Source organism: Streptomyces sp. NPDC048257, assembly GCF_043201855.1.
GTDB lineage: Bacteria > Actinomycetota > Actinomycetes > Streptomycetales > Streptomycetaceae > Streptomyces.
In genome coordinates, this window is the sequence record NZ_JBICZI010000014.1 from 75,807 (window position 1) to 97,441 (window position 21,635).

General features: G+C 70.0%; 16 protein-coding genes. 10 read left to right on the forward strand and 6 right to left on the reverse strand.

The annotated features are described in order from the left end of the window. The first annotated feature begins 34 nt into the window (after positions 1 to 34). Both ACGFZK_RS24580 and ACGFZK_RS24585 read left to right on the forward strand, forming a co-directional pair. Positions 35 to 1,084 (forward strand): LLM class F420-dependent oxidoreductase, encoded by a 1,050-nt coding sequence (locus ACGFZK_RS24580; RefSeq protein ID WP_393851013.1) that lies wholly within the window; start codon positions 35 to 37, stop codon positions 1,082 to 1,084. A gap of 236 nt (positions 1,085 to 1,320) precedes the next feature. Beyond that, complete coding sequence (locus ACGFZK_RS24585; protein ID WP_393851014.1) at positions 1,321 to 2,151, forward strand: ferritin-like domain-containing protein; 831 nt, start codon at positions 1,321 to 1,323, stop codon at positions 2,149 to 2,151. On the opposite strand, the gene ACGFZK_RS24590 is transcribed toward ACGFZK_RS24585, so the two are convergent. Continuing rightward, positions 2,129 to 3,121, reverse strand: a complete 993-nt coding sequence (locus tag ACGFZK_RS24590; protein WP_393851015.1) for a magnesium and cobalt transport protein CorA — start codon at positions 3,119 to 3,121, stop codon at positions 2,129 to 2,131. The two genes, ACGFZK_RS24585 and ACGFZK_RS24590, sit on opposite strands and share 23 nt — an antisense overlap. Before the next feature lie 53 nt (positions 3,122 to 3,174). Here ACGFZK_RS24590 and ACGFZK_RS24595 point away from each other — a divergent pair, with 53 nt between their 5' ends. The 4 genes from ACGFZK_RS24595 to mshC all read left to right on the forward strand — a co-directional run bounded on the left by ACGFZK_RS24595 (position 3,175) and on the right by mshC (position 6,713). Further along, positions 3,175 to 3,894, forward strand: a complete 720-nt coding sequence (locus tag ACGFZK_RS24595) for a histidine phosphatase family protein (protein WP_393851016.1) — start codon at positions 3,175 to 3,177, stop codon at positions 3,892 to 3,894. Positions 3,895 to 3,970: 76 nt separating this feature from the next. Next, a complete protein-coding gene (locus tag ACGFZK_RS24600) occupies positions 3,971 to 4,561 on the forward strand; it encodes a DUF3090 domain-containing protein (protein ID WP_393851017.1) in 591 nt (196 codons plus the stop codon). Beyond that, positions 4,525 to 5,373 (forward strand): SCO1664 family protein, encoded by an 849-nt coding sequence (locus tag ACGFZK_RS24605; protein WP_393851086.1) that lies wholly within the window; start codon positions 4,525 to 4,527, stop codon positions 5,371 to 5,373. The genes ACGFZK_RS24600 and ACGFZK_RS24605 overlap by 37 nt, the downstream gene beginning before the upstream one ends. A gap of 110 nt (positions 5,374 to 5,483) precedes the next feature. Then, positions 5,484 to 6,713, forward strand: a complete 1,230-nt coding sequence (mshC, locus tag ACGFZK_RS24610) for a cysteine--1-D-myo-inosityl 2-amino-2-deoxy-alpha-D-glucopyranoside ligase (protein ID WP_393851018.1) — start codon at positions 5,484 to 5,486, stop codon at positions 6,711 to 6,713. Positions 6,714 to 6,897: 184 nt separating this feature from the next. On the opposite strand, the gene ACGFZK_RS24615 is transcribed toward mshC, so the two are convergent. The 5 genes from ACGFZK_RS24615 to ACGFZK_RS24635 form a co-directional block, all read right to left on the reverse strand. After that, positions 6,898 to 7,896 carry a PAC2 family protein gene (locus ACGFZK_RS24615; RefSeq protein ID WP_393851019.1) on the reverse strand — a complete coding sequence of 333 codons (999 nt, stop codon included), beginning with the start codon at positions 7,894 to 7,896 and terminating at the stop codon, positions 6,898 to 6,900. 127 nt (positions 7,897 to 8,023) lie between these two features. After that, positions 8,024 to 9,631 carry an FAD-dependent oxidoreductase gene (locus tag ACGFZK_RS24620; RefSeq protein ID WP_393851020.1) on the reverse strand — a complete coding sequence of 536 codons (1,608 nt, stop codon included), beginning with the start codon at positions 9,629 to 9,631 and terminating at the stop codon, positions 8,024 to 8,026. A 41-nt stretch (positions 9,632 to 9,672) separates the two neighbouring features. After that, entirely contained in the window at positions 9,673 to 11,199 is a 1,527-nt protein-coding gene (gene glpK / locus ACGFZK_RS24625; RefSeq protein WP_393851021.1) for a glycerol kinase GlpK, read from the reverse strand. An 81-nt stretch (positions 11,200 to 11,280) separates the two neighbouring features. Then, positions 11,281 to 12,063: an MIP/aquaporin family protein gene (locus tag ACGFZK_RS24630; RefSeq protein WP_393851022.1), complete on the reverse strand. Its 783-nt coding sequence runs from the start codon at positions 12,061 to 12,063 to the stop codon at positions 11,281 to 11,283. A gap of 313 nt (positions 12,064 to 12,376) precedes the next feature. Beyond that, positions 12,377 to 13,144 carry an IclR family transcriptional regulator gene (locus ACGFZK_RS24635; protein WP_393851023.1) on the reverse strand — a complete coding sequence of 256 codons (768 nt, stop codon included), beginning with the start codon at positions 13,142 to 13,144 and terminating at the stop codon, positions 12,377 to 12,379. Between the two features lie 276 nt (positions 13,145 to 13,420). Between ACGFZK_RS24635 and metH the strand changes: the two genes are divergently transcribed. From metH to ACGFZK_RS24655, 4 genes are all read left to right on the forward strand, one after another. Next, entirely contained in the window at positions 13,421 to 16,933 is a 3,513-nt protein-coding gene (gene metH / locus ACGFZK_RS24640; protein ID WP_393851024.1) for a methionine synthase, read from the forward strand. A 113-nt stretch (positions 16,934 to 17,046) separates the two neighbouring features. Continuing rightward, positions 17,047 to 17,748, forward strand: a complete 702-nt coding sequence (locus ACGFZK_RS24645; RefSeq protein WP_393851025.1) for an HAD family hydrolase — start codon at positions 17,047 to 17,049, stop codon at positions 17,746 to 17,748. Between the two features lie 533 nt (positions 17,749 to 18,281). Beyond that, on the forward strand, positions 18,282 to 19,886 hold the full coding sequence (locus ACGFZK_RS24650; protein WP_393851026.1) for an ABC transporter substrate-binding protein: 1,605 nt from the start codon (positions 18,282 to 18,284) through the stop codon (positions 19,884 to 19,886). A gap of 72 nt (positions 19,887 to 19,958) precedes the next feature. Continuing rightward, the gene (locus ACGFZK_RS24655) at positions 19,959 to 21,542 is read left to right on the forward strand and encodes an ABC transporter substrate-binding protein (protein WP_393851027.1); all 1,584 of its coding nucleotides are present in this window, start codon (positions 19,959 to 19,961) and stop codon (positions 21,540 to 21,542) included. Positions 21,543 to 21,635: the final 93 nt, after the last annotated feature.

A 21,635-nucleotide genomic window follows, 5' to 3' on the forward strand; every position in this document is an offset into this window, starting at 1 on the left:
TTACTGATCGGTAAACCGGTAAGGGGACGAACACATGCGGCTCGGCATCAATCTTGGTTACTGGGGCGCGGGCATGGACGCCGACAACCTCGCCGTCGCCCAGGAGGCCGACCGACTGGGTTACGACGTCTGCTGGGCGGCCGAGGCCTACGGCTCCGACGCCCCGACCGTGCTCGCCTGGGTCGCCGCCCAGACCGAGCGCATCGACGTCGGCTCGGCGATCCTCCAGATCCCGGCCCGCCAGCCCGCGATGACCGCGATGACCGCGGCCACCCTCGACTCGCTCACCAAGGGCCGCTTCCGGCTCGGCCTCGGCGTCTCCGGACCGCAGGTCTCCGAGGGCTGGTACGGCGTCAAGTTCGACAAGCCGCTCGCCCGGACCCGCGAGTACGTGGAGATCGTCCGCAAGGCCATGACCCGCGAGCGGCTCTCCTACGAGGGCCAGCACTGGACCCTGCCGCTGCCCGGCGGCCCCGGTAAGCCGATCAAGCTGACCGTGCACCCCGAGCGCGAGCACATCCCGCTCTACATCGCCGCCATCGGGCCCAAGAACCTCGAGCAGACCGGCGAGATCGCCGACGGCGCGCTGCTGATCTTCCCGGCCGCCGAGCACCTGGAGGCGACCGCCCTCACCCACATCCGGGCGGGCCGCGAGAAGGCCGGGCTGACCATGGAGGGCTTCGACGTCTGCCCGACGGTGCCGCTGGCCCTCGGCGACGACGTGACCGCGCTCGCGGACATGTTCCGCCCGTACACCGCCCTGTACGTGGGCGGCATGGGCAGCCGGAAGCAGAACTTCTACAACCAGCTGGCCCAGCGCATGGGCTACGAGAAGGAAGCCGCGGAGATCCAGGACAAGTTCCTGGCGGGCGACAAGGCCGGTGCGGCCGAGGCCGTTCCGCACTCGCTGATCGACTCGACCACGCTGCTCGGCCCGGTCGCCCGGATCGCGGACGGGATGCGGGCCTACGCGGAGGCCGGGGTCACCACCCTCACGCTGGCCCCGGCCGGATTCACCCTGGACGAGCGGATCGCCGCCCTGCGCGCCGGCACCGAGGCCATGGAGCTCGCGGGTCTCGCCTGATCCGGGTGCCGGCACGGGGCCGGTGCCGGCGTGGGGTCGGCACCGGCGCGCCGGTGAACGCTTCTGCGGCCGTGGTGGGGGCTCGGGGGGTCTTCCCCGCCACGGCCGACACAGCGAACAACGCCGTGGACGCCCGCCGGGTTACGCGCGGCGGGCGAACCCCCGGTTTCGTTCATTCGGACGAGCAGTGCGACCCATCGGTTGCCCGCCCCGCCGACCGGCGTTTGACTCGTTCCATGCTCTCTGCCCGCAGCCTGTTCCAGGAGATCGTCGACAACGACGGCTCCTTCCAGCTGTTCTGCTCCATCGCCGCCAGCGGGGAGACCCAGGGCGGCTGGGAGAACGCCCGTATCGCGGCCCTCGTGCCCGACGGCATGCGCCACCTCGCGCCCAAGATCACGCGGCACGGCGCCGACGAGGACAAGCACGGCCGGATCTTCAACGCCCTGCTCCGCAAGCGCGGCCTGCCCGCCGTCCCGGTGCCCCCCGAGACCGACTACACGATGCTGCTGGAACGCCGGGGCATCGGCCTCGCGCACGAGAAGCTGCGCCGCGAGCAGGCGCTGACCGAGGAGGACATCGTCGTCTACCTCGCGCACAGCCGCGTCACCGAACAGCGCGCCGCCGACCAGATGGACATGCTGGTCAGGTACTTCGGTGACCACCCCGACGTGGGCAGGGCCATCCACATGATCAGCCACGACGAGGACAACCACCTCGCCTACTGCCACGAGGAACTGCTGCGCCTCGCCCGGTCCGGCTACGGCCGGACCATCCAGCGGGTGCTCCGCGAGAGCGCCCTCGCCGAGATCTCCGTCTACCGCGACGTGAGCCTCGCCGTCATGGGCCACATGGGACGGCTGCTGCACTGGCCCGCCCCCAAGGCGGCCGCGCTCGCCGCCGGCATCCACGGGATGTACGCGTACGAGCGGTTCAGCGGCTGGCACCGGATGGTGCACCTGCGGATGCCCGAGCGCCTGGACGCCCTCGGCGGCGCACCGGCCGCCGCGCCCGGCTCCGCCCACGCCCCGCGCGCGTGGGAACTCAGAGCCAGCCCCGGCGCTTGAACATCCGGTGCAGGCCCAGGCACGTGCCCGCCATGACCACCAGCACCCCCGGATAGCCCCACACGTGCCCGAGCTCCGGCATGTGGTCGAAGTTCATCCCGTAGATCCCCGCCACCATGGTGGGCACGGCCGCCATCGCCGCCCACGCCGAGATCTTGCGCATGTCGTCGTTCTGCCGCAGGCCCATCTGCGCGAGGTGTGCGCCGAGCGCGTCCGACAGCAGCCGGTCCAGGCCCTCGATGTACTCGTTGGCCTTGGTCAGGTGGTCGGCGACGTCGCGGAAGAACGGTTGCGCGTGGTCGTGGACGAAGGGGACCTCCCCGAAGGCGAGCCGGTCCATCGGCTGGAGCAGCGGACTCGTCGCCCGCCGGAACTCCAGCACCTGCCGCTTGAACCCGTAGATCCGGGCGGCGGTGTTCTTGGTGTCCGAGGCGTTCGGGGCGAAGACCTCGGCCTCCAGCTCCTCCAGGTCCGCCTGGAGCTCGGCCGCCACCTCGATGTAGTGGTCGACCACCGCGTCCGACACCGCGTACAGCACCGCCGTCGGACCGTGCCGCAGTACGTCCGGCTCCTGCTCCAGCCGGTGGCGTACGGCGGCCAGCGGGGCCCCCTCGCCGTGCCGGACCGTCACGACGAACGAGTCCCCTATGAAGACCATCAGCTCGCCCGCGGTCACCGTGTCCGTGGCCTCGTCGTACTGCACGGGCTTGAGGACGACGAACAGCGAGTCGTCGTACACCTCCAGCTTCGGGCGCTGGTGCGCGGTCAGCGCGTCCTCCACCGCCAGCGCGTGCAGACCGAACTCCTGGCGGACGTGGTCGAATTCCTTCTCCGTCGGCTCGTGCATACCGATCCAGAGGAAGGCGTCACCGGTCGCCCGGGCCTCGTCCAGGGCGTCCGAGAAGTCCTCCGGTCCCTCGGTACGGCGGCCGTCCCGGTAAATAGCGCAGTCCACAATCACGCAGGGCATTCTTCCCTGCCCACGGCCCGCCCGCACGCCCGGTCAGCGCATACGCTGGCCCCATGGCCACGCTGATCCTCGTACGACACGGGCGGTCCACCGCCAACACCGCTGGGCTGCTCGCCGGATGGACCCCGGGAGTGGCCCTCGACGAGCGCGGCGCCGAGCAGGCCGCCGCCCTGCCCGGCCGGCTGGCGGGGGTGCCGCTGGCCGCCGCCGTCACCAGCCCGCTGCAGCGCTGCCGGGAGACCCTCGCACCCCTGCTGGCCGCACGTCCCGAGCTGGAACTGCACACCGACGAGCGGATCGGTGAGTGCCACTACGGCGAATGGTCGGGCCGCAAACTCGCCGAGCTCTCCGACGAGCCGCTGATGAAGATCGTCCAGCAGCACCCCTCGGCGGCCGCCTTCCCCGGCGGTGAATCCATGCGCGCCATGCAGGCGCGCGCCGTGGACGCCGTACGGGACTGGGACGCCCGGATCGAGCAGGCGCACGGCAGCGAAGCCGTCTTCCTGATGTGCTCGCACGGCGACATCATCAAGTCCCTTGTGGCGGACGCCCTGGGCATGCACCTGGACCTCTTCCAGCGCATCCACGTCGACCCCTGCTCGGTGACCGCCATCCGGTACACCGCCACCCGGCCCTTCGTGTTCCGGCTCGGCGACACCGGGGACTTCGGCTCGCTCGTACGGCGCCCGGCCGCACCCGAGGACGTCGCATCGGACAAAGACACCGAAGACGCGGGGAACGCCGTCGTGGGAGGCGGCGCGGGCGCGGCTTGATCGCACGGAGCAGTAGGGTGGACGGGCCCACACAAGGGCGCAGACCTGCCCTGCCGCCGAGACTTGGAGACTGGACGTGCCCCGTCAGGTGTTCCTCTACGACCCCCCGGACCGCTTCGTGGCCGGCACGGTCGGTCTTCCGGGACGCCGTACGTTCTTCCTGCAGGCCTCCGCCGGCCCCCGCGTCACCAGCGTCGCCCTGGAGAAGACCCAGGTCGCGGCGTTGGCCGAGCGGATGGACGAGCTGCTGGACGAGGTCGTACGGCGCACCGGCGGCAATGCCCCGGTCCCGGCCGTGGCCCCCGCAGAGGCCGCCGACACCGCGCCGCTGGACGTCCCCGTCGACGAGGAGTTCCGCGTCGGCACCATGGCCCTGGCCTGGGACGGCGAGGAACAGCGCATGATCGTCGAGGCCCAGGCGCTGGTGGAGCTCGACGCCGAGTCCGACGAGGACCTCGCCGACGCGGAGGAGCGGCTGCTCCAGGACGAGGAGAACGGCCCGCCGATGCTGCGGGTCCGCCTCACCGGCGCCCAGGCCCGGGCCTTCGCCAAGCGGGCCCTGGACGTCGTCAACGCCGGCCGCCCGCCCTGCCCGCTGTGCAGCCTGCCGCTCGACCCGGAAGGGCACGTCTGCCCGCGCCAGAACGGCTACCGGCGCCAGGCGTGACCGACACGGGGGAGCTGGAGGAACTGCTCGCCAAGGGCGAGCTCACCGTCATAGGCCGGATCCGCGAGGCGTCCAACGCCGTCCTGCTGTGCAGCGTCACGTACGGGGGCATGAGCGCCGACTGCGTGTACAAGCCGGTCAAGGGGGAGCGGCCGCTGTGGGACTTCCCCGACGGGAACCTCGCCCAGCGCGAGGTCGCCGCCTACCTGGTCTCCGAGGCCACCGGATGGGGGCTGGTACCCGCCACCGTGCTGCGCGACGGACCGTACGGCGAGGGCATGGTCCAGCGGTGGATCGAGGCGGACCCGCCGGACGAGGACTCCCCGATGGGCGCGCTCCTCGGGCTCGTCGACGGCGAGGAGGCGGGGGAGGGCTGGAAGCCCGTCGCCCTCGCCGAGGTCGGAGAGGGCCGCACCGCCCTCCTCGTGCACGCCGACGACCCCCGGCTGCGCCGGCTCGCCGTACTCGACGCCGTGATCAACAACGGCGACCGCAAGGGCGGCCACCTGCTGCCCGCGCCCGACGGCCGGCTCTACGGCATCGACCACGGAGTGACCTTCCACGCCGAGGACAAGCTGCGCACCCTCCTGTGGGGCTGGGCCGGGGAGCCGCTGACGGACGAGGCGCGCGAGGTGCTGACCGCGCTGGCCGCCGGCCTGGCCGCGGGAGCCCCGCTCGCCACCCGGCTGGCCGAACTGATCACACCGGTCGAGCTGGCCGCCGTACGGGCCCGGGTGGAGCACCTGCTGCGCACCGGAACCCATCCGCAGCCGTCCGGGCAGTGGCCGGCGATCCCCTGGCCACCGGTCTGAACCAGCCACCGGCCGTACGCACAGAACCGGCCAGATCGCAAGAGTGCCGATCAAGACAACAGTGCAGGTCCAGTTCGTTTCCGGAACACCCGTCCGGTTAGGCTCGAGACATGCATGCCTGGCCCGCTTCTGAGGTCCCCGCCCTTCCTGGCAAGGGCCGCGACCTCCAGATCCACGACACCGCGACCCGGGGGACGATCACCCTCGCCCCCGGTCCCGTCGCCCGTATCTACGTCTGCGGGATCACTCCCTACGACGCGACCCACATCGGTCACGCGGCGACCTACAACGCGTTCGACCTCGTACAACGCGTGTGGCTCGACACCAAGAGGCAGGTCCACTACGTCCAGAACGTCACGGACGTGGACGACCCGCTCCTGGAACGGGCCCTGCGCGACGGCCAGGACTGGACCGAACTGGCGGAACGCGAGACCGCACTCTTCCGCGAGGACATGACGGCCCTGCGGATGCTGCCGCCGCAGCACTACATCGGAGCCGTCGAGGCCATACCCGGCATCGTGCCGCTGGTCGAGCGGCTGCGGGACGCGGGCGCCGCCTACGAGCTGGAGGGCGACGTCTACTTCTCGGTCGAAGCCGACCCGCACTTCGGCGGGGTCTCCCACCTCGACGCCGAGGCGATGCGGCTGCTCTCGGCGGAGCGGGGCGGCGACCCCGACCGGCCCGGGAAGAAGAACCCGCTGGACCCGATGCTGTGGATGGCCGCACGTGCGGGCGAGCCGAGCTGGGACGGCGGCTCACTGGGCCGCGGCCGGCCGGGCTGGCACATCGAGTGCGTGGCGATCGCCCTCGACCACCTGGGCATGGGCTTCGACATCCAGGGCGGCGGCTCCGACCTGGCCTTCCCGCACCACGAGATGGGCGCCTCGCACGCGCAGGCGCTGACGGGCGAGTTCCCGATGGCCAAGGCGTACGTGCACGCGGGCATGGTGGCACTGCACGGCGAGAAGATGTCGAAGTCGAAGGGCAACCTCGTCTTCGTGTCGGCCCTGCGGCGCTCCGGGGTGGACCCGGCGGCGATCCGCCTGGCGCTGCTGTCGCACCACTACCGGGCCGACTGGGAGTGGACGGACGCGGTCCTCGCCGAGGCCGTGGCCCGGCTGGAGCGCTGGCGCGCGGCCGTGTCCCGGCCGGACGGCATCCCGGCCGACGCGCTGGTCGAGGAGGTCCGCGAGGCCCTGTCGAACGATCTGGACGCGCCTGCGGCCCTGGCCGCCGTGGACCGCTGGGTCGAGCGGCAGATCGCCACGGACGGCGACGACGAGTCGGCCCCCGGCCTGGTCTCCCGCACGGTGGACGCCCTCCTGGGCGTTGCCCTGTAGCCACCCCCGCAGCCCTGCTGCCGATGCCCCCTGGCCACCCGGCCCGGGGGCATCGCGCTTTCCGCGGGAACCGGGCGCTGCCCGGACCCGGTCCTCACACGCCGGACGGGCTGAAAGATCAGCCTCGCCGGCGTGTGAGGCGCGGGGCGGGGAGAGGCTCCGCGCAGCGGCCGCACCGGCGCGGTCAGGCCTCCGGAGGGGTGTCGTCCTCGTCCGGGGAGGCGGCGGCCGGCGGCTCCGGTTCCTCCCCGGAGGGGTCCGGCCTGCGTTTCGGGGGGCGGGGCAGGCCCCCGCTCGTGTCGCGCAGGTACGAGCCGTCGCCCGGCTCGGCCGACGGCCCCGCCGGATCCCGCCGCCGCAGGTACCGCTCGAACTCCCGGGCGATGGCATCCCCCGAGGCCTCCGGCAGATCGGCGGTGTCCCGCGCCTCCTCCAGCGTCTGGACGTACTCCGCCACCTCGCTGTCCTCGGCGGCCAGTTGGTCCACCCCCAGCTGCCACGCCCGGGCGTCCTCCGGCAGCTCGCCCAGCGGGATCCGGATGTCGATCAGATCCTCCAGCCGGTTCAGCAGCGCCAGCGTCGCCTTCGGGTTCGGCGGCTGCGAGACGTAGTGCGGCACCGCCGCCCACAGGGACACCGCCGGAACACCCGCGTGCGTACAGGCCTCCTGCAGGATGCCCACGATCCCCGTCGGGCCCTCGTACTTGGTCTCCTCCAGGTCCATCGTCCGCGCCAGGTCCGCGTCGGAGGTCACCCCGCTCACCGGCACGGGCCGCGTGTGCGGGGTGTCCCCGAGCAGCGCGCCCAGGATGACCACCATCTCCACGCCCAACTCGTGCGCGAAACCGAGGATCTCGTTGCAGAACGACCGCCACCGCATGGACGGTTCGATCCCGCGGACCAGCACCAGGTCCCGCGGCTTGGCGCCGCCGATCCGGACCACCGACAGCCGTGTTGTCGGCCAGGTGATCTTCCGTACCCCGTTGTCCAGCCACACCGTCGGCCGGTTGACCTGGAAGTCGTAGTAGTCCTCTGCGTCGAGCGCCGCGAAGACCTCGCCCTTCCACTCCCGGTCCAGGTGTGCGACCGCACCGGAGGCCGCGTCACCCGCGTCGTTCCAGCCCTCGAACGCGGCCACCATGACCGGGTCGATCAGCTCGGGCACGCCCTCAAGCTCGATCACCCAGGTCTCCTTCCGAAGTTCCCTTGCGTACGTGGGTCAGCCTAAGCCTTGATGAGGCACCGGCCACAGCCCACGACAGAGGGGCGGTTCCCCTCGGAACCGCCCCTCTTCCCCACCTGCGTGGGAGCTATGCCTTGTGGCCCAGCATCTCCTCGACCCGGGCACGGACGGAGTCGTCGTCCAGGCCGCGGATCGTCACCGTCGTACGGCGGCGCAGCACGTCGTCGACCGTCTCGGCCCACTCGTTGTCACGGGCGTAGGCGACCTGCGCCCAGATCTCCGGACCGTCCGGGTGGATCCGCTCGGCCAGCGCCGGGTCCTCGTTCGCGAGGCGCGCGATGTCGAAGGCCAGCGAGCCGTAGTGCGAGGCCAGGTGGCGGGCGGTCAGCGGGTCCATCCGCGTGCCCGGCTCCCGGTCCACCAGCAGCCGGTGCGCGACCGCGTTCGGGTTGGCGACACCCGGCAGCGCGATCCTGCGTACCAGCGACTTCACCGGCTCCATGTCCTCGGTCAGCGGGCTGCCCGGGAGCTTCGCCAGCTTGTCCATGACCACACGGCCGATGTGGCGGTACGTCGTCCACTTGCCGCCGGCCACCGACAGCATGCCGCCGGCGCCCTCGGAGACGACCGTCTCGCGCTTGGCCTTCTCGACCCCGCCGGGGCCGCCGGGCAGCACCCGCAGGCCCGCGAAGGCGTACGTCATCAGCGAGCGGTCCAGGTCCGCGTCCTTCACGGAGAACGCCGCCTCGTCCAGAATCTGCTGGATGTCGGACTCGGTGGCGCGCACGTCCGCCGGGTCGCCCTCGTACACCTCGTCGGTGGTGCCGAGCAGCAGCTGGTCCTCCCACGGGAGGGCGAAGGTGATGCGGTACTTGTCGATCGGGGTGGCCATGGCGGCTTTCCACGGCGACTTGCGCTTCATGACGATGTGCGCGCCCTTGGAGAGGCGGATCGACGGCATGGAGTGCTTGTCTTCCATGCGCCGCAGGTGGTCCACCCACGGGCCGGTGGCGTTGAGCACGACGCGCGCGTCGACCCCGAACTCGGTGCCGTCGAGACGGTCCTTGAGCTCGGCGCCGGTGACCCGGCCGCGCGTCTTGCGCAGTCCGGTGACCTCGGCGTGGTTCAGGACGACCGCGCCCGAGTCGACGGCCGCGCGGACCGTCATGACGGCGACGCGGGAGTCGTTCATCTGGTGGTCGTAATAGACCGCGACGGCCTTCAGGTTGTCCGTCTTCAGGCCGGGGTTGTCGGCGACGGCACGGGCCGGGGATATGACCTTGCCGATGCCGTCGCCGAAGGCCGAGAGGGCGGAGTAGGCGAAGACGCCCGCGCCCAGCTTGGCCGCACCCACCGGACCGCCCTTGTAGACCGGCAGGTAGAAGGTGAGCGGGTTGACCAGGTGGGGGGCCACGTCCTTGGCCAGCACCCGCCGCTCGTGGTGGTTCTCCGCGACCAGCTTGACCGCGCCGGTCTGCAGGTAGCGCAGACCGCCGTGGACGAGCTTGGAGGAGGCCGAGGAGGTGGCGCCGGCGAAGTCGCCGGCGTCCACCATGGCAACCCGCAGGCCCGACTGCGCGGCGTGCCACGCCACGGAGGTACCCAGGATTCCACCGCCGATGACCAGCAGGTCGTACGTGGCCTTCGACAGCTGCTCACGGGTCTGGGCGCGGCTGACGTTGGCACCGGCGGTCGGGTGCGTACCCAGTGCGGGAACGCTCTGCAGGCTGCTCATATCTCTCTTAGCTCCTCGTCGATTGACTCAGCTGAGTGCGGTCAGCTGGCGTCTTCGTCGTCGACCCAGCCCATGGAACGCTCCACGGCCTTGAGCCAGCTCTTGTACTCGCGGTCCCGCTGCTCGGCGGGCATCCGCGGGGTCCACTCCGCCGCGCGGCGCCAGTTGGCGCGCAGGGCGTCGGTGTCGGGCCAGAAGCCGACGGCCAGGCCGGCGGCGTAGGCGGCGCCGAGGCAGGTGGTCTCGGCGACCATCGGGCGCACCACGGGGGCGTCCAGGAAGTCCGAGAGCGTCTGCATCAGCAGGTTGTTGGAGGTCATGCCGCCGTCGACCTTGAGGGCGGAGAGCTCGACACCCGAGTCCTTGGTCATGGCGTCGGTGATCTCGCGGGTCTGCCAGGCGGTGGCCTCCAGGACGGCACGGGCGATGTGCGCCTTGGTGACGTACCGGGTGAGGCCGGCGATCACACCGCGGGCGTCGGAGCGCCAGTACGGGGCGAACAGGCCGGAGAAGGCGGGCACGAAGTAGGCGCCGCCGTTGTCCTCGACCGAGGAGGCCAGGGTCTCGATCTCGGCCGCGGACTTGATCAGGCCCATCTGGTCGCGCATCCACTGGACGAGCGAGCCGGTGACGGCGATGGAGCCCTCCAGCGCGTAGACCGGCTTCTGGTCGCCGATCTTGTAGCCGACCGTGGTCAGCAGGCCGCTGTAGGAGTTGATGACCTTGTCGCCGGTGTTCATCAGCATGAACGTTCCGGTGCCGTACGTGGACTTGGCCTCGCCCTCGGCGAAACAGGTCTGGCCGAACAGGGCGGCCTGCTGGTCACCGAGCGCCGAGGCGACCGGGACACCGGCGAGGACGCCCTCCTTGACGTGGCCGTAGACCTCGGCGGAGGACTTGATCTCCGGGAGGATGTCGAGCGGCACCTCCATGGACTTCGCGATGCCCTCGTCCCACTTGAGGTTGTGGAGGTTCATCAGCATGGTGCGCGAGGCGTTGGTGACGTCGGTGACGTGCACACCGCCCTGGGTGCCACCGGTGAGGTTCCAGATGACCCAGGAGTCCATGGTGCCGAAGAGGATGTCCCCGGCGGCGGCGCGCTCGCGCAGGCCCTCGACGTTGTCCAGCAGCCAGCGGGCCTTCGGACCGGCGAAGTAGCTCGCCAGCGGCAGACCGGTCTCGCGGCGGAAGCGGTCCTGTCCGACGTTGCGACCGAGCTCCTTGCACAGGGCGTCGGTGCGGGTGTCCTGCCAGACCAGCGCGTTGTGGACCGGCTCGCCCGTGTGGCGGTCCCACAGGACGGTGGTCTCGCGCTGGTTGGTGATGCCGACGGCCTTGACGTCCGCCGCGGTGATCTCGGCCTTGGCGATGGCCCCGGCGACGACCTCCTGGACGTTGGTCCAGATCTCGGTGGCGTCGTGCTCGACCCAGCCCGGCTTCGGGAAGATCTGCTCGTGCTCCTTCTGGTCGACGGCGACGATGCGGCCGTCGCGGTCGAAGACGATGCAGCGGGAGGAGGTGGTGCCCTGGTCGATCGCGGCGATGAAGGGACCGGTGCTGGTGGTCATGTTGGCTGCTCCTGGCAGGTCTGGTGAGTAGGCGGAATCAGGAGGGCGGTGCGGATCTTACGATCTTGCCGGTACTGCTGATCAGGCGAACGCGATGTTGTAGAGACCACCGGCGAGAGCGGCACCGACGAGCGGGCCGACCACCGGGATCCAGGAGTAACCCCAGTCGGAGCCGCCCTTGTTGGGCAGCGGCAGCAGGGCGTGCACGATACGCGGACCGAGGTCGCGCACCGGGTTGATGGCGTAGCCGGTCGGGCCACCGAGCGAGAGACCGATGCCGACGACCACGAACGAGGTGATCAGGACGCCGATGACGCCGAGGCCCTTGCCGTTGTCCTGGAGGCCCTGGGTCAGGATCGCCAGGATCAGGACGGCGGTACCGATGATCTCGGTCGCGAGGTTCTGCACGACGTTACGGATCTCGGGGCCGGTGGAGAAGACGCCCAGCACCGGACCGGCCACATCGTGCGGGTGCGGGTCCTCGGGACCGAGCTTGGCGTCGCGGATGTGCTCCGGGTCCGCCAGGTGGACGCGGAACTGTCCGTAGTAGGTCACCCACATCAGGACGGCGCCGAGCATCGCGCCCAGCAGCTGGCCCGCGAAGTAGACCGGCACGTCACCCCACTCGCCGGTCTTGATGGCGAGGCCGACGGTGACCGCCGGGTTGAGGTGCGCACCCGAGAGCGGCGCGGAGACGTAGGCGCCGATCAGTACGGCGAAACCCCAGCCGAACGTGATGGCGAGCCAGCCCGCGTTGCGGGCCTTGGAGCTCTTGAGTGTCACTGCGGCGCAGACGCCACCGCCGAGCAGTGTGAGCAGGGCGGTACCGATGGTCTCGCCGATGAAGATGTCGGAGCTGGACACCCGCGACTCCTTTGTACGTCCAGGGGTGGGCGGAAACCGGGTCCCTCCGGTGGTTCCGCGCACTCGGTGAGTGCTGCACCGGTCCGTGGCCTTGTCGCATCCTAGCGCGTATTGCCGGTAGGTGTTCGACAATGCCGACCGATGAACGGCAGTTTTCCGCCCAAGTGAAGAACGCGTCAAGGGTCGGCCAGGCCAAAGTGTCGGATCGTTACCACTCGGTGCGATCGACCAAATCCAGCCATCCCATGGTCGGGATATGGCGAAAAGTGGGCAGAAAGAGGCCAGAGTGCGGCCGAAGCCTGCTAAAGGAAGCTCAGAACCGGCCTGCGCCGAGATCGCGTGAAACCGCACGCGCACAGTCCCGTACCGACGCCACGAGGGCCGCACGGGGCTCCCCGGACTCGCCGCAGACCCGTTCCACGGCACCCGCGACCGCCACCGCGCCGACCGGCATCCGGCGCCGGTCGTGGATCGGCGCCGCCACCGAGGCGATGCCCTCCCAGGTCTCCTCGACGTCGGAGGCCCAGCCGCGCGCCCGGGTCAGGCCCAGGAGCTCCTCGAAGCCGGTGCCGTCCGTGACCGTCCGGGGGGTGAAGGCCTCGCGCTCCACCTCATGGGCCTGGGTGTGCGCCACCGGGTCGTACGCCGACAGCACCTTGCCCAGCGCGGTCGAGTGCAGCGGCTGCATGGCGCCGACCTCCAGCACCTGACGGCTGTCGTCGGGCCGGAACACGTGGTGCATGATCAGCACCCCGCTCTGGTGCAGCACGCCCACGTACACGCTCTCGCCGCTCGCCCGGGCCAGATCGTCCGTCCAGACCAGGGCGCGGGCGCGCAGCTCGTGCACGTCGAGATAGCTGTTGCCCAGGCGCAGCAGCTCCGCGCCGAGCTGGTACCGGCCGGAGGCCGGGTCCTGCTCCACGAAGCCCTCGGCCTGCAGGGTGCGCAGGATGCCGTGGGCCGTGCCCTTGGCCAGCCCGAGGGAGGACGCCACGTCCGAGAGTCCCAGCCGGCGCTCGCCGCCCGCCAGGAGTCGCAGCATCGCAGCGGCTCGTTCGAGCGACTGGATGTTCCGTGCCATCGCGCAGCCTCCTGCTGACTTTCGTTATTACCGACCATCTTGACGCGGTTCGACAATGCTGAACAGTATCGGTCGATGCCGACCTTGCGCACCGTCGAAGCTCTGTTCGCCCTGCCGCCGCCGGGACACCCCTGGCACGTCCCCGCCACAGAATGCAGTCCGCCACGTGGGACACCCACACCGGGGCCGGGGCCTCGCGGTTACCCTGGCCGCGTGCACCCTTGACAACAGAGGGGGTGCAAAGCCGACAGCCGTCGCATCCCAGGGAGCACAACCATGGCTTCGTTGCCCACCCCGCCCGCTGACACCCAGACCCGGGCCGATGCCCTCCGAGAGGCGCTCGCGACCCGTGTGGTCGTCGCCGACGGGGCCATGGGAACGATGCTCCAGGCGCAGGACCCCACGATGGAGGACTTCCAGCAGCTCGAGGGCTGCAACGAGGTCCTGAACGTCACCCGCCCCGACATCGTCCGCTCGGTCCACGAGGCGTACTTCTCGGTGGGCGTGGACTGCGTCGAGACGAACACCTTCGGCACGAACTACGCCGCCCTGGCGGAGTACGACATCGCCGAACGCAATTTCGAGCTGTCCGAGGCCGGTGCCCGGATCGCCCGTGAGGTCGCGGACGAGTGCACCGCCTCCACCGGGCAGCAGCGCTGGGTCCTGGGCTCCATGGGTCCGGGCACCAAGCTTCCCACCCTGGGTCACATCACCTACGGCCAGATCCGTGACGCCTACCAGATCAACGCCGAGGGCCTGATCTCCGGCGGCGCCGACGCGCTGCTCGTGGAGACCACCCAGGACCTGCTGCAGACGAAGTCCTCGATCATCGGCGCGCGCCGCGCCATGGAGGCCCTGGGCGTCACGGTCCCGCTGATCTGTTCGGTGACGGTGGAGACGACCGGCACGATGCTGCTCGGCTCGGAGATCGGTGCGGCGCTGACCGCGCTGGAGCCCCTGGGCATCGACATGATCGGCCTGAACTGCGCCACCGGCCCCGCCGAGATGAGCGAGCACCTGCGCTACCTCGCCCGCAACGCCCGCATCCCGCTGTCCTGCATGCCCAACGCCGGCCTGCCCGTCCTGACGAAGCAGGGCGCGCACTACCCGCTCTCCGCGCCGGAGCTGGCGGACGCGCAGGAGACCTTCGTCCGTGAGTACGGCCTCTCGCTGGTCGGCGGCTGCTGCGGTACGACGCCGGAGCACCTGCGCCAGGTGGTGGAGCGCGTGCGCGGCACGGCGATCACCGAGCGCACCCCCCAGCCGGAGCCGGGCGCGGCCTCGCTGTACCAGACGGTGCCGTTCCGCCAGGACACGTCCTACATGGCCATCGGCGAGCGGACGAACGCGAACGGGTCGAAGAAGTTCCGTGAGGCGATGCTCGAGGCGCGCTGGGACGACTGCGTGGAGATGGCCCGCGACCAGATCCGCGAGGGCGCGCACATGCTCGACCTGTGCGTGGACTACGTCGGCCGCGACGGCGTCGCCGACATGGAGGAGCTGGCGGGTCGTTTCGCGACGGCCTCGACGCTGCCGATCGTCCTGGACTCGACCGAGGTTCCGGTGATCCGGGCGGGTCTGGAGAAGCTGGGCGGCCGGGCGGTCATCAACTCGGTGAACTACGAGGACGGCGACGGACCGGAGTCCCGCTTCGCCCTGGTCACCCGACTGGCCCAGGAGCACGGCGCGGCTTTGATCGCGCTGACCATCGACGAGCAGGGCCAGGCCCGCACCGTCGAGCACAAGGTCGCCATTGCCGAACGGCTCATCGACGACCTGACCGGGAACTGGGGGATCCGTGAGTCGGACATCCTCATCGACACCCTGACCTTCACGATCTGCACCGGCCAGGAAGAGTCGCGTAAGGACGGCATCGCCACGATCGAGGCGATCCGCGAGCTCAAGCGCCGCCACCCGGACGTGCAGACGACGCTGGGTCTGTCGAACATCTCGTTCGGTCTGAACCCGGCCGCGCGTGTGCTGCTGAACTCGGTGTTCCTCGACGAGTGCGTGAAGGCCGGCCTGGACTCCGCCATCGTCCACGCCTCGAAGATCCTGCCCATCGCCCGGTTCGACGAGGAGCAGGTCACCACCGCTCTGGATCTGATCTACGACCGGCGCGCCGAGGGCTACGACCCGCTGCAGAAGCTGATGGCCCTCTTCGAGGGGGTCAACACCAAGTCGATGAAGGCCGGCCGCGCCGAGGAGCTCCTCGCCCTGCCGCTGGACGAGCGCCTCCAGCGCCGCATCATCGACGGCGAGAAGAACGGCCTGGAGAACGACCTCGACGAGGCCCTGGAGACCCGCCCGGCCCTCGACATCGTCAACGACACCCTCCTGGAGGGCATGAAGGTCGTCGGCGAGCTCTTCGGCTCCGGCCAGATGCAGCTGCCGTTCGTCCTCCAGTCCGCCGAGGTCATGAAGACCGCCGTGGCCTTTCTCGAGCCGCACATGGAGAAGACCGACGACGAGGGCAAGGGCACCATCGTCCTGGCCACCGTCCGCGGCGACGTCCACGACATCGGCAAGAACCTCGTCGACATCATCCTCACCAACAACGGCTACAACGTCGTCAACATCGGCATCAAGCAGCCGGTCTCCGCGATCCTCGAGGCCGCGCAGGAGCACAAGGCCGACGTGATCGGCATGTCGGGCCTGCTGGTCAAGTCGACGGTGATCATGAAGGAGAACCTGGAGGAGCTGAACCAGCGCAAGCTGGCCGCGGACTACCCGGTGATCCTCGGCGGCGCCGCCCTCACCCGCGCCTACGTCGAGCAGGACCTCCACGAGATCTACGAGGGCGAGGTCCGCTACGCCCGCGACGCCTTCGAGGGCCTGCGCCTGATGGACGCCCTCATCGCGGTCAAGCGCGGTGTCCCCGGCGCGTCCCTGCCCGAGCTCAAGCAGCGCCGCGTCGCCAAGCGCGACACTCCCGCCCTCCAGGTGGAGGAGGCCGAGGAGCCCGGCGGCCGCTCGGACGTCTCCGTCGACAACCCGATCCCCACCCCGCCGTTCTGGGGCACCCGCGTGGTCAAGGGCATCCCGCTCAAGGACTACGCCTCCTGGCTCGACGAGGGCGCCCTGTTCAAGGGCCAGTGGGGCCTCAAGCAGGCCCGCGCGGGCGGGGCCACGTACGAGGAGCTCGTCGAGAGCGAGGGCCGTCCGCGTCTGCGCGGCCTCCTGGACAAGCTGCACACCGAGAACCTCCTCGAGGCCGCGGTCGTCTACGGGTACTTCCCCTGCGTCTCCAAGGGCGAGGACCTGATCATCCTGGACGAGCAGGGCAACGAGCGGACCCGCTTCACCTTCCCGCGCCAGCGCCGCGGCCGCCGCCTGTGCCTCGCGGACTTCTTCCGTCCGGAGGAGTCCGGCGAGACCGACGTCGTCGGCCTCCAGGTGGTGACCGTGGGCTCGAGGATCGGTGAGGCCACGGCCAAGCTGTTCGAGTCGGACTCGTACCGCGAGTACCTGGAGCTGCACGGCCTGTCCGTCCAGCTCGCCGAGGCCATGGCCGAGTACTGGCACGCCCGTGTCCGCGCCGAGCTCGGATTCGGTGGCGAGGACCCGGCGAAGGTCGAGGACATGTTCGACCTCAAGTACCGCGGTGCGCGCTTCTCGCTCGGCTACGGCGCCTGCCCCGACCTGGAGGACCGCGCGAAGATCGCCGCCCTCCTGGAGCCGGAGCGGATCGGCGTCCACCTGTCGGAGGAGTTCCAGCTCCACCCGGAGCAGTCCACCGACGCGATCGTGATTCATCACCCCGAAGCGAAGTATTTCAACGCACGCTGAGCTCCGCCGACGTACACTTGTCGGTCCCATACAGGCCGGTCGCCTGTTCCCCGGGGTGGTATGCCCCGCGGAAGAGGTGACCGGCCTTCTCGTCCCTTCTGAGAGGCATGCGCATGACGAGCACCGTTCCCGCCCCCGTCGCCCGTACGGCCGACGGTTCTGCCCTGCAGGCGGTGCTGCTCGACATGGACGGCACCCTGGTCGACACCGAGGGCTTCTGGTGGGAGATCGAGGCCGAGATCTTCCAGGAGCTCGGCCACCGGCTCGAGGAGTCCTGGCGCGACGTGGTGGTCGGCGGCCCGATGAGCCGCAGCGCGACCTTCCTGATCGAGGCGACCGGCGCCGTCATCGGCCTCGCCGAGCTCAGCGTCCTGCTCAACGAGCGTTTCGAGGCCCGCATCGCCGACCGGGTGCCGATGATGCCCGGCGCCGAGCGGCTGCTGACCGAGCTGGCCCGGCACAACGTGCCCACCGCCCTCGTCTCCGCCTCCCACCGCCGGGTCATCGACCAGGTCCTGCTCACCCTGGGCCGCGACCGCTTCACGATGACGGTCGCCGGTGACGAGGTGGCCCGTACCAAGCCGCACCCCGACCCGTACCTGTTCGCCGCGCGGTCGCTGGGCGCGCACCCCTCGCGGTGCGCGGTCATCGAGGACACCCGCACCGGTGTGGCGGCCGCCGAGGCGGCCGGCTGCCGGGTCGTGGCCATTCCCTCGGTGGGCGTGATCGAACCGGCCCCGGGGCGTACGGTCGTCCGCTCGCTGGAGGAAGTCGACCTGGCGTTCCTGCGCTCGCTCATCGTCCCGTTGAACTGAGCGCGACGACCGGCCCGCACCGTACCGCGCGTACGCCACGCACCGGCATCCCTCATGCACGCTCCGTACCGAACGGAACGGCGCAGGAACGAGGTCCGACGGAAGGATCTTCCGTCGCAGGCCCCGGAGGCTGAAATTCCATCCTCTCCGGGAGGGGTTGCTCAGAGTGACGTTGGTCACCCGTCAACCCCCCGACGGACCTGTCGCAGGCTCCCTGACCCTTCCCTTGTGTCCGGATTGATCAGCCCCTGACCGAATCTGCGCCGCCCTGCGTGTGAACAGGCAGTTCGCTCCGATCACGGTGCGATTACGCCCCAAGTCCGGTCAGTTCCAGCCATCCCGTCCCGGGCCACTAGTGTCGACGCGGGCACCAAGCCGCACCTCAGCCGTCCCCGGCACAACACCCCTGTGCCGGGACCGCGTGGACCGATCGTCACTCACCGGCCCGATCGTTCCGCCCTGAACGGGCGACCGTCGCGAAGTGCCCTCTACGCCGCTTTGAACAAGTGCCGGTTACAGGGAGTACTTCCAGCATGAACCGCAAGACCATGGTGCTGACGGCCGCGGCCGGACTGCTCACCCCCGCGCTGGCCGCCTGCGGCAGCACGAGCGGCGGAGGAGCAGGATCCGGAGCGATCGTCGTCGGGACCACCGATCGGTTCGAGGCCGCAGACTTCGCTCCCGCCCCGTTCGACCCGGCCTACGCCTACGACGCCGGCGCCTGGAACATCCTGCGCCAGACCGTCCAGACGCTGATGCACACCCCGCGCGGCGGCGGCCAGCCCGTCCCCGAAGCGGCCTCCGCCTGCCGCTTCACCGACGCCGGCAACGAGAGCTACCGCTGCACCCTGCGCCCCGGTCTGAAGTTCGCCGACGGTGAGCCGCTCACCGCCAAGGACGTCAAGTTCTCCATCGACCGGGTCCGCACCATCAAGGACGAGAACGGCCCCTCCTCGCTGCTCTCCACGCTCGACAACGTCGAGGTCAAGGGCGCCGACACCGTCGTCTTCCACCTGAAGACCCCGGACGCGACCTTCCCGTTCAAGCTCTCCACCCCCGCCGCCGGCATCGTCAGTGAGAAGAACTACGACGCCAAGAAGCTCCGCGAGGGCTTCGCCGTGGACGGCTCCGGCCCGTACACGATGAAGGCCGAGGTCAAGGGCAACCAGCTGGTCCGCGCCGTCTTCACCAAGAACCCGCACTACAAGGGCGACCTCAAGCTGCAGAACGACAAGGTCGAACTGCGCACGTATCCCGACTCCCCGGCCATGGGCAAGGCACTCACCGACGGGAAGATCCACATGGTCTCCCGCACCCTGTCGCCCGCCCAGATCGCCGACTTCACCGCCCAGCCGCCCAAGGGCGTCAAGCTGGTCCCGATGCCCGGACTGGAGATCCGCTACCTCGGATTCAACACCGAGGCGCCGGTCGTCAAGGAGAAGGCCGTCCGCCAGGCCCTCGCCGCCGCCGTCGACCGCGGCCAGCTCATCTCCAAGGTCTACGGCAAGGCCGCCCAGCCGCTCTACTCGCTGGTCCCCACCACCGTGACGGGCCACGTCAACTCCTTCTACAACAAGTACGGCGACGCCAACACGCCCAAGGCCGCCGCACTGCTGAAGGAGGCCGGGATCAAGACCCCGGTCAAGCTGACCCTGCACTACACCAGCGACCACTACGGCGACGGCACGGCCGCCGAGTTCGAGGCACTCAAGGCCCAGCTGAACTCCACCCAGCTCTTCGACATCACCGTCCAGGGCAGCGAGTGGGCCGACTTCCGCCCCGCCCAGAAGAAGGGCGACCACGCCGCCTACGGGCTCGGCTGGTTCCCCGACTACCCGGACGCCGACAACTTCCTCGCCCCGTTCCTGGAGCAGGACAACTTCCTGGGCACGCCGTACGCCAACAACGCGGTGCGCAGCAGGCTCATCCCCGAATCCCGGCGCGCGGCCGACCGTAACGTCGCCGTCCCCGCGATCACGGAGATACAGGACATCGTCGCCGAGGACGTGCCCGTCCTGCCCCTGTGGCAGGGCAAGCAGTACGTCGCCGCACGCGACGGGATCACCGGAGTGGAGTGGTCGGTCAACGCCATCTCCGACCTCCAGCTGTGGGAGCTCGGCCGCGGCGTAAGCGGCTGAGAAAAGGCAATGACCGGCAGCGGGTGTCGCGGGCCGGAGCAACGAAACAGTTCGACTGTGAAGGACGTTCGCGTGAATCGACGTAACCAGTGGCTGGCGGCCCCGCTCGGCGCAGCCACCGCCGCCGCGCTGCTCAGCGGTTGCGGTTCGACCGATGGCTCCAATGCCGGCAGCGGCAAGGGCGTGGTCATGGGCATATCCGACAAGGTGAAGTCCGTCGACCCGGCATCGGGCTACGACCCGGGCTCCTGGCTGCTGTTCAACAACGTCTTCCAGTCGCTGCTGAGCTTCCCCAAGGGCGGTACCACCCCCGAGCCCGACGCCGCGCAGACCTGCGGCTTCGAGGGCGGTGACAGCAAGCTCTACAAGTGCACCCTGCGGACCGGGCTGAAGTTCAGCAACGGCCACAGCCTCACCTCGAAGGACGTCAAGTTCTCCTTCGAGCGCACGCTGAAGATCAACGACGAGAACGGCCCGGCCGTCATGCTCTCGTCGATCGCGGGCATCGACGCCCCCGACGACAAGACCGTCGTCTTCCGGCTCAAGACCTCCGACGCCACCTTCCCCAGCAAGATCGCGTCGGGCGCGGGCTCCATCGTCGACCACAGCGAGTACCCGGCCGACAAGTTGCGCACCGACAACAAGGCGATCGGCTCCGGCGTCTACAAGCTGGACTCGATCGGCGAGAAGAGCGCCAGCTTCTCGGTCAACGAGTCCTACACCGGCAAGGCCAAAGCCAAGAACACCGGCGTCACGCTGAAGTTCTTCAACGGCGACCAGGCCGGCCTCAAGAAGGTCCTGGAGAGCGGGGACGTCGACTTCGCGTTCCGCGGTCTCGCCGCCAAGGACATCGCCGCCCTCGCCGCGACCAAGACCGGCGACAACAAGGTCGACGTCGTCCAGGGCACCGGCGCCGAGGTCGAGCACATGGTGTTCAACGTCAGCGACCCCGTCGTCGGCAAGCTCCCCGTGCGCAAGGCCATCGCCTACCTCGTGGACCGCGAAGCCCTCGTCAAGGACGTGTACGCGGGTACCGCCACCGCGCTCTACTCCATCGTGCCGACCGGCATCGCCGGCCACACGACGCCGTTCTTCGACCGCTACGGCGGTTCCCCGCAGCCCGAGAAGGCCAAGGCCGTCCTCAAGGCCGCCGGCATCAACGGCAAGGTCAAGCTGACCCTGTACTCCACCCCGTCCCGCTACGGCCCCTCCACGGACCAGCAGTTCGAGGTCATCGCCAAGCAGCTCAACGACAGCGGACTCTTCGAGGCCGACGTCAAGTCCGTCGAGTACGAGCAGTACGAGAAGGACATCCAGGCCGGCAAGTACGGCGTCTACGTGAAGGGCTGGGTGCCCGACTACCCGGACGCCGACAACTTCACCCAGCCGTTCTTCGGCCCGGACAACGTCCTGCACAACAACTACGACAACAAGGAGATCACCGGGACCATCATCCCGTCGACCTCCGCCAAGTCCGACCGCACCGCGGCCAACACGGACTACAACCGCCTGCAGGACATCGTCGCCGACGAGCTCCCGATCCTCCCGCTCTGGCAGGGCAAGCAGTACGCCGTGACCCGCCAGAACGTGACCGGCCTGCAGTGGTCGCTCGACGCCTCGACGGTCTTCCGCTTCTGGGAGATCAGCAAGGGCTGACGCCGCGGCAACGCGTGAGGGGGCCGTACGTGCGCACACGTACGGCCCCCTCACGCATGTGCGCCGCCGGGTCCCTGCGTCCCTGCGCCCCCG

What these genes read in the sequence shown, in the direction of transcription:
- ACGFZK_RS24635 (WP_393851023.1), bottom strand. Translation starts at nt 13,144, where the DNA reads ATGGCACGGAACATCCAGTCGCTCGAACGAGCCGCTGCGATGCTGCGA.
- ACGFZK_RS24595 (WP_393851016.1), top strand. Translation starts at nt 3,175, where the DNA reads ATGGCCACGCTGATCCTCGTACGACACGGGCGGTCCACCGCCAACACC.
- glpK (WP_393851021.1), bottom strand. Translation starts at nt 11,199, where the DNA reads ATGACCACCAGCACCGGTCCCTTCATCGCCGCGATCGACCAGGGCACC.
- ACGFZK_RS24585 (WP_393851014.1), top strand. Translation starts at nt 1,321, where the DNA reads ATGCTCTCTGCCCGCAGCCTGTTCCAGGAGATCGTCGACAACGACGGC.
- ACGFZK_RS24650 (WP_393851026.1), top strand. Translation starts at nt 18,282, where the DNA reads ATGAACCGCAAGACCATGGTGCTGACGGCCGCGGCCGGACTGCTCACC.
- metH (WP_393851024.1), top strand. Translation starts at nt 13,421, where the DNA reads ATGGCTTCGTTGCCCACCCCGCCCGCTGACACCCAGACCCGGGCCGAT.
- ACGFZK_RS24620 (WP_393851020.1), bottom strand. Translation starts at nt 9,631, where the DNA reads ATGAGCAGCCTGCAGAGCGTTCCCGCACTGGGTACGCACCCGACCGCC.
- mshC (WP_393851018.1), top strand. Translation starts at nt 5,484, where the DNA reads ATGCATGCCTGGCCCGCTTCTGAGGTCCCCGCCCTTCCTGGCAAGGGC.
- ACGFZK_RS24580 (WP_393851013.1), top strand. Translation starts at nt 35, where the DNA reads ATGCGGCTCGGCATCAATCTTGGTTACTGGGGCGCGGGCATGGACGCC.
- ACGFZK_RS24645 (WP_393851025.1), top strand. Translation starts at nt 17,047, where the DNA reads ATGACGAGCACCGTTCCCGCCCCCGTCGCCCGTACGGCCGACGGTTCT.
- ACGFZK_RS24590 (WP_393851015.1), bottom strand. Translation starts at nt 3,121, where the DNA reads ATGCCCTGCGTGATTGTGGACTGCGCTATTTACCGGGACGGCCGCCGT.